This window comes from Pedobacter sp. (genome assembly GCF_045627485.1).
Lineage (GTDB): Bacteria > Bacteroidota > Bacteroidia > Sphingobacteriales > Sphingobacteriaceae > Pedobacter.
In genome coordinates, this window is record NZ_JAZQNU010000214.1 from 1 (window position 1) to 8,997 (window position 8,997).

The 8,997-nt window shown below is 42.1% G+C and carries 4 protein-coding genes; 1 reads left to right on the forward strand and 3 read right to left on the reverse strand.

Features of this window, described 5'->3' with window-relative positions; genetic code table 11:
- The 3 genes from ACR2F3_RS16715 to ACR2F3_RS16725 form a co-directional block, all read right to left on the reverse strand.
- Window positions 1-1,917, reverse strand: a 1,917-nt coding sequence (locus tag ACR2F3_RS16715; RefSeq protein ID WP_432711127.1) for a SusC/RagA family TonB-linked outer membrane protein, incomplete at its 3' end; no start/stop codon positions are given.
- 63 nt (window positions 1,918-1,980) lie between these two features.
- Window positions 1,981-3,483, reverse strand: a complete 1,503-nt coding sequence (locus ACR2F3_RS16720) for an alpha-L-fucosidase (RefSeq protein WP_432711128.1) — start codon at window positions 3,481-3,483, stop codon at window positions 1,981-1,983.
- 6 nt (window positions 3,484-3,489) lie between these two features.
- Window positions 3,490-5,079, reverse strand: a complete 1,590-nt coding sequence (locus ACR2F3_RS16725) for a sulfatase family protein (RefSeq protein ID WP_432711129.1) — start codon at window positions 5,077-5,079, stop codon at window positions 3,490-3,492.
- 168 nt (window positions 5,080-5,247) lie between these two features.
- Here ACR2F3_RS16725 and ACR2F3_RS16730 point away from each other — a divergent pair.
- A partial coding sequence (locus ACR2F3_RS16730) for a hybrid sensor histidine kinase/response regulator (protein ID WP_432711130.1) occupies window positions 5,248-8,997 on the forward strand: 3,750 nt, incomplete at its 3' end.

The following is an 8,997-nucleotide window of genomic DNA, read 5'->3' on the forward strand; positions in this document are numbered from 1 at the left end:
ACGTGCATTGATTTCCAGCAAATAACGCTCTTTGTAATTGTAATTCAAGCGACTAAAAAAGCCTGTAGTTGCCCAATTCTGGTAACCTCCTGCTATGGCCCTGCTCTCATTGGTGGCAGTATTGATGGTCGGCAATTCCGGTGTAATTAAGCCACTGCGGGAGGCGGCTAAGTCTCGCACCTTATTTAGTTCCGAATTGAAACCAGCAAGTACTTTAAAGTAATGGTTATCATTTAACCTAAACTCATAGTCTGTATAGATATTAGTGGTAAAGTAATTCGCCTTATCATTGAACTCGTACACATAACTATAATCGGCTGCATAATCACCTACCGCAATCGGATATCGGTTACCTGCCACATTATAGGCATAGGCAGGTAAAATGTTTTCATGGCTATTTCTGTTTGTGATTCTAACATTTCCGTCCGCCACAATGTTCCACCCTTTTGCAGGGTTCAGCATCAATTGGGCTTGTTGAAAAAGGATATCCTTCTGATTAATCAGCCGTCCGCCATTCACCATTTGAGAGATTTCACTTGGCTCCGCATAGTTGCCATTCGGATCGTTTACCGGAACGGTAGGCCAGCGTCTGGCAATATTGTGATAGAATAGCCTGGTCTGGTGAGAGGCCCTGGTGTAGTCTTCGCGCAAGAACCTGCTGGTATAGTTAAATTTAGCAATTTTACCCAGGGTGGTATTAATTTTACCGGTAAAGGAATAACGTTTAAAAGCATCGCCTGAATAGGTGGTAATACCACCCTGATCCAGGTAACCACCTGATACGAAATATTGGGTTTTTTCCGATCCTCCGTTAATGTTAATGGAATGATCCTGAGAAAACGAATAATCTCTGTATTGCTCTTTAAACCAATTTGTATTCGCGTTAGAACCAGTATAATACTGCCATTTTTCGCCATTGGCATCAGCCACAGTGGTGTAGTCAATTTCACCATTCTGGTATTTGACGATCCTGTCCATCACCTCATCGGAAAAGATAGCCGATTGCCCGCCATTGGCAGCAGCTTCATTCCAATAGTTAGCAAAAGTATGTGAATCCATCATGGTTGGTAAGCCCATAGGCTTTGTCCAGCGAAAGTTATTGCTGTAACTTACATTGGAAGTTCCGGCTTTACCCTTTTTAGTGGTGATCAAAATCACACCAAAAGGCGCACGTGAACCATAGATAGAAGAGGCTGCCGCATCTTTTAACACGGTAACGGTCTCAATATCCTGCGGGTTAATGGTATTCATATCACCTTCCATCCCATCAATAAGCACCAATGGTGCGGAAGATGACCCTGCGCCGATAGTACCGGCACCACGAATGTTAAAGGCTAAATTTTGGTTAAGCTCTCCACCTAATCCCCCGGTCTGGAAGTTTAAACCTGGTATTAATCCTTGTAAAGCTTGCCCTACGTTTTGAACCGGTCTTGACTCCAGCGCCTTGGCATCAATAGTAGATACAGCACCGGTAAGGTTAGCTTTTTTCTGTGAACCATAACCTACTACAACCACATCATTCAAGTTGTTGGACTGTGGCGTCAGCGAAATGGACATCTCCCCTTTGGTGACTTTAACCTCCCGGGTATCATAACTGATATAGGACACCACTAGTGTGGCATCTTCGGCAACATCCCGAAGGGTGAAACGACCGTTAGCATCGGTAATACTACCGGCATTGGTATTTTTAACTTTAACGGTTGCACCGGGTATCCCCTGTCCGTTTTCATCTAGCACCTTTCCTGTAACCGTCATGGCCACAAGTTGTGATGATGTAAAGCCCCCTATCATCGTATTCTTACCTTTTATAAAGGTTAAATCCGGATTCTCCCAGTTGGCAGCAGCAGTCATTGGCATGATCGCTGACACCATTAGGAGGGTGGTGACTTTAAGGCTTGTGTAGTAGTTTTTTTTCATACACTTATTATTTGGTTTTTATGATTTTTCAGTTCTGTTATCGCTAAATGAATAGCTTAAGATTTATAAGGTTTGCTTGTAAAGACCGAACTCAGAAAGCGTAGGGTTCAAACGTGATTGTTCAATGCGTAACCTCACACGAGTAGCTTTTACTGGTTCAAACCTGAGCAGACGCTTATAACCAACGGTGGTACCCTGCGCAGCCATTTTCCAGGATTTCCCGTCCCAGTATTCGAATACAAATTCTTCTATCCGCTGTCCGATACTGATGTTCTCTTGTAAGGAAAGCACATCGAAAATTTCGGCTGTGGGCAGTTTGAATTCAATCACTGCCGTGCTATCCTTGCCTTTTGTAGTCCAGCTTGTTTTATAAGTATTATCAAGAAGTGATTGTGTGTTTTTACCGTTTTTGGATATTACCTTAGCCCCTTTAACAAGGTTTTTTTCAAAAGTTTTCGTTCTAACGCTTGTCCATTCTGTTAAGCTCTTGATATCACTATCCGCAATAAGGCCCTCTTTGTTAGGCGGAATGTTTAATAACAAAACACCGTTCCGACCAACAGAACTGTAGTAGATGTCCAGAAGCTTTTCTGGGGTTTTCACCAGGCTGTCTTGTTTCTTATGATAAAACCAACCCGGACGGATGGAAACATCTGTTTCTGCAGGATACCAGACCAATCCTTTTGCACCTTTCAATTTATCCCTGCTCCCTATATCCTGTCCTTTCAGAAAACCGGAAGGTTTAATATTAATATCCTTTTGAGATCCTGACGATACCGCAGCCTGATCCAAATTATCAGCTGGAAGCACGCTCCACTCTGTTTCCCTTCCGTAACCAGTTTCTGTACCTACCCAGCGTACATCAGGGCCCATGATTGCGATCACGGCCTGTGGCTGGAGTTTCTGAATATGGGTATACCACCTGTTAAAATCATATTCCTGTTTTTTACCGTTGGGCCCTTCACCGTTTGCACCATCAAACCATACCTCATCAATTTGACCATACTTTGTTAAGAGTTCGGTAAGCTGGGTGATAAAAAAGTCGTTATATGCATCCGTACCATATAATGGTGAATTCATATCCCAGGGAGAAAGGTATACACCAAAGCCGATATCGTACTTTTTACAGGCGGCCGCTACTTCAGCAACAACATCGCCGTTTCCATTTTTCCATGGACTGCTTTTTACAGAATGTGTTGTAGTGGCTGTTGGCCAGAGACAAAAACCATCGTGGTGTTTAGCCGTGAGTATGACTTGTTTAAAACCATTTTCTTTAGCCACACGAACCCATTGATCGGCATCGAGGTTAGTGGGATTGAAAAGCCCCGGATCTTCTTTGCCAGTTCCCCATTCTGTTTCAGTATAGGTATTCATGCCGAAGTGAAAAAATGCCGTCAGCTCAAGTTGCTGCCACCTTAGCTGTTTAGGCGATGGTGTAATTGTTGCCGCTTTCGCCACAATCGTGGCATGACTTTCCCCTGGTTTTAAAATCGTATAACTGTTCTGTGCTAAAGCCATATGGCAAACAGCAAGTAGTGATCCAGTAAATAAATATTTCTTCATCATTTGCAATTATCTTTTCTGTTCTAATATTCTTAAAGCATCCCGATCCTGTAGCCTGTCTACCTGGCGCTTCAATTCCTTTCGTAAGTCGGCAGTGATCTTTTCATACCCCTTTTTACCATATACATTGGCCATTTCCGAAGGATCTTTTTCTAAATCATATAATTCCCAGCCCTCAACACGTTCGTACAGCCTGATCAGCTTATATCTTTTCGTCCTCACACCGAAGTGAGGAGAAACAGCGTGTTCTCCATTTTCATAATAATGATAGTATACTGCTTCCCTGCCCGTTTCATTGGGGTTAACGAGCACCGGTAGCATCGAAGCGCCTTGCATGTCTTTTGGAATTGGAACTTTGGCGGCCTCTAATAAGGTTGGCGCAAGGTCAAGATTCATTACAAAGTGCTCGGAAACAGTACCCGGTTTCACGACACCAGGGTATCGCATGACCATTGGCGTGCGAAAGGATTCTTCATACATCCACCTCTTGTCAAACCAACCATGCTCTCCCATGTAAAAGCCTTGGTCTGACAGGTAGATAACGATCGTATTTTCGCTTAACCCATTTTTGTCGAGATAGTCCAATGTGCGGCCAATATTTCTGTCAAGCGAGGCAGCTGTACTCAGGTAATCACGCATGTATCGCTGATATTTCCATTCTGTAAGGGCTTTTCCTTCTAATTTCAGCGCATTTAACTCTGATTCTATAGGGTTATAATAAGCATCAACCCTGGCCCGTTGTGCGGCGTTCATCCGCTTGAAATTGCCGTCCTGATCTTTTTTCTCCTTGGAACCGTGCATTTTAAGGTCATAGCCCATGAGCATCGTTTTCTCAATAGACATATCTTGAACTTCTGCCCCTTTTCTGCTTTCATAAGTATCATAGAAATTGGCAGGCAGCGGAAATTTAGTTTGATCGAACCTACCAAGATCAGTTGTATCAGGCAACCAAACGCGATGAGTAGCCTTATGGCCAATAACCAGGCAGAAGGGTTTCGACTGGTCTCTCTGATCTAACCATTCTTCACTCACATCAGTAATCACATTGGTCACATAGCCATCAAAACGCTTTTTGCTTCCGTCCATCATGTCAAAATCAGGATTGTAGTAGTCGCCCTGATCAGGAAGTATTTGCCAGTAATTAAATCCCTGAGGGTCGCTTTGTAAGTGCCATTTCCCAATCCATGCCGTTTCATAACCACTACTTCGCAACTGTTTGATAAAGGAATCCTGGCTTCCGTTAAACACAGAGCTCTCATTATCTCTAAATCCGTTTTTATGACTATATTTTCCAGTTAGAATCACCGCTCTGCTAGGACCGCAGATGGAATTTGTTACATAGGCCTTATCTAAACGAACCCCTTCCTTGGCAATCCTGTCTATATTGGGCGTTTGCATTAAACCTCCGCCATAGGCACTGATGGCCTGATAGGCATGATCGTCTGATACGATAATTACAATATTAGGGCGGCTTTTAACTCCAGTGGCATTTGCAGCTTTACTTGTGACAGGTTTGTGCTGTGCACAAACAGAAAAATGAAAGACTACACAAAATATTAATATACCTTTCGTGAATAGCCGGACTTGAGATGTATTCATAAACAAATGTAGCTGCACATAGAAGCTGCAAGTGTTCAATGCTGTCTGTATTTCATCCAAAATCGTCCATTAATCCCAATTAATGGCAATAATTTTAAAAAACACCCGGCAACTGGCCCAATTGTTCAGCATGTTCTCTACATTTATATTTTGCCAAATCAAAGTCGTTTGAAAACTATCATTTACAAGATAATCTTCATTATTGTCATACAGTTTTTGCTGGGGGGATCTATGCATCTCCGGGCAGATGAAGGATACTTTTTTAAACAAATATCTCTCGATGACGGACTAACACAAACAACCGTACGTTGTATCCTCACCGATCATAAGGGATATATTTGGATAGGGACCCGGTTAGGGCTCAACCGCTATAACCGTTACGACCTAAACAGTTACGTGCATAACAAAAAGGATCCTAAATCCATTCCTGGAAACGATATCAGGTTTATAGCTGAAGACCAAAAAGGCAACATATGGATTGGCACTGAAAGAGGGCTGGCGTTATATGATCGGGAAACAGATAAGTTTAACACCATATTATACGATGGTAAACCATTGGTAGTGAGTTCGGCCATAAGGGTTCCTGAAGGTATGTTGTTTGGGGGCGCTGGTGTACTTTACCAATACACATTTGATGGAACAAAAATAGCTAAAATACCAACGGTAAGTGATGAAGTAAACGTGGAGCTGTTTACAGAAATGGCGGTATGGAATAGAACAAACATACTACTTCAAACATCCAGGAATGGGGCCTGGCTATATAACACGATAAACAAAACACTTAAACGAGTCGATTTCATTAAAGAAAAGGACTTAATGGGCTTATATGTAGATAAAGCGCAACGAATATGGGTCTCTCCATATGGTAAAGGGGTAAGGGCATATGACAGGTCAGGAAAACTCCTTTACCATTTTACCACCAAAAATTCAGGACTCAATACGGATGTTGTACTCGATATCCTTGAAAAAGGCAATAAAATCTGGATAGCAACTGACGGCGGGGGAATAAATATATTTGACTTACAAACGCATACTTTTTCCAATTTAAGTCATGTGCCAGGCAATCCTGCTTCTTTGCCAGAGAAGTCGATCCTTACCTTATACAATGATTATGAGGATAACTTATGGGCAGGCAGTATTCGAGGAGGACTTATTTCTATCAGAAAGGCTTATATAAATGCCTATCACGAAGCCCCACTAGGCGGAATTCACGGACTAAGTCATAAAACTGTTTTGAGTACCTATCAAGATCAATCCGGATATTTATGGCTGGGAACTGATGGCGGCGGAATTAACCGTTTCGACCCTAAAGCCAAAATCTTTAAACAATACCTGCAAACTTATGGACTCAAGATTGCATCAATTACAGACTTTAGCGACCGTGAGCTGCTTATCTATGCATTTAGTAAAGGTATTTACGTGTTTGACAAACTTAGTGGCAGTATCAGGCCTTTTAATGAAAAAACAGGCTTGCAAAACGGACTTAAAAGTACTGCCGGCATTGCAGTTAACCTGAACAAAGTTTCAGCTGATTATATTTATTTGTTTACCGACCAGATTGTCCGCTATGACATCCGTACAGGACAATACAACCCTGTTATTTACCATCCAACTGCGAACGCCCATAGTTCACTCCTTAAAATTTACTCCAATAACGAATTGACCTACCTGTTCGGTCCATACGGATTGTTTGAACTGAACCACCAACAGAATAAGATAAAACCTATTTTAACACTTAAGTCAAATGGGACACCTATTACCGCAGCAGCCAGAGATAGCCGGGGTATTTTCTGGATTGGCAACCGGGACGGCCTGATGTATTATAACCCAAGGGAAAAAAAGCTACATCGTGTGCCTACCGAACAATTCAACGAAATTTCTGCATTGGTGATAGACAAACAGGACAGACTTTGGATTGGCGCGCAAAACATGGCCTTTCTGTTTAATGCCAGTGATAAGAAATTTATAGGCTATGGAGAGTCAGACGGCGTGATTCCTAATGAGCTTTTATATAAAGCTTGTATTGCTGCGGAGAACGGCGACACCTATCTTGGAGGTGTAAACGGCTTACTGGAAATCAAAAGGGAAATTCCGACAAACACAAATGATTCACCAGTAATTGAACTCATGGCCCTGGAAGTAAATGGTGTATCATTAAATCCAGAAGGTGGCCTGGCCACCATTCCCTGGAACCACAGTTCTCTGGGAATAACAGTTATGGCCAGGGAAAAAGATGTTTTCCGTAAAAAGATGTTCAGGTTCCAGATTGCAGGCCTTGACTCCAGAATAATAGAGACCTATGATCATTCCCTGCCTATTGGATCGCTACCCGCTGGTGATTATCGCATTATGGTGGCCTCAAATTTAAAAAACGGCGGATGGAGCAATTACAATAATATACTGAACATTACAGTAAGTCCACCCTGGTTTAAACGTTTGTGGTTTATCTCCTTACTATTTTTTGCAGTTTCTGTCGCCATCTTTATTTTTTACAGAATGGCTATAGCTAAAAGGGAACGAAAACTTCAATGGGACCTTAAGGAGCATAAACTCCAGACAGACCAAGCTAAGATTAATTTCCTGATCCACATTAGTCACGAACTTAGAACGCCGCTTACACTTATCTACTCCCCCCTGGGTCGCCTATTAAAGGAGAAAGATATTCAAGGAGAACTTGGCAGAATACTGGAAGGCATCTATAGGCAAGCGCGTAACATGCGAAATATTATTGATATGGTGCTTGACCTGCAAAAAATAGAACTGGCACAGGAGCAATTGAAACTGGAGTACCATGAGCTTAATGAATGGGTGCAGAACCTCGTAGAAAATTTCTCAGGTGAACTAAACCAAAAGAACATCACGCTTCTTTATGAACTTGACCAAACGATACCTGATATCGCTTTCGACGAGAAAAAATGTGCATTGGTATTAACAAATCTGATGGCCAACGCGCTGAAATTTAGTCCGGGCAACAGTACGATTACCATAATTACTACAATAAAGGAAGGTTTTGTTAGGGTAGCAGTGAAAGATGAGGGGATTGGTCTCGGGCATGTTGATATCACGCAATTGTTCAAACCATTTTATCAGGGTTCACATAATGAATATGGAAGCGGGATTGGACTATCTTATTCCAAAACACTCATTGAAATGCACGGTGGTGTTATTTGCGCCACTGAAAACCCTAAGCGGGGCGCAACATTCTTTTTTGAACTACCTACCAGTCTGAAAGTGACCACAAAAACTGACCTAACCACAACTTCAGCAGCACAAGTTCCAGCGGAATTCCCTACTTCAGGATATACATTGATGATTGCGGAGGACGAGCCAGAGCTCTTGTCATTTCTTTCAGAAAGTTTAAAGCCACATTTTAAAGAAATCATTGAAGCGGCAGATGGAATACAGGCTGCCACACTACTTGACCAGAGACAACCCGATATTGTGCTGAGTGATGTTATGATGCCCGGAATGGATGGCTTTGAACTGTGCAAACGGTTAAAGGAGGATCTATACGTTAGCCATACCCCTTTTGCACTTTTAACAACCCAGGGCGACGCAGAGAGTAGAAATTTAGGCTACAAGCTTGGCGCAGATGCCTATATAGCCAAGCCTTTTGACCTTGATTACCTGCTAACCATCCTTACTAATTTATTAAAGAACCGAGAACTTATTAAATCAAAATATAAAAACGCAGCACTGTCTATTTCCGCTAAAGACCAAACTTTCAGCAGCGCAGATGAACTTTTCATCAACAAGCTAAACGAGTTAATCAGAGATAACATTGAAAGCAAAGACCTCCATGTTAATTTTCTTACCGATAAAATGGCGATGAGCCGGGCAACGCTGTATAATAAACTCAAGCAAATAGCTGACATTGGTGTAAATGATTACATCAATAAATTACGCCTGGAAAGAGCA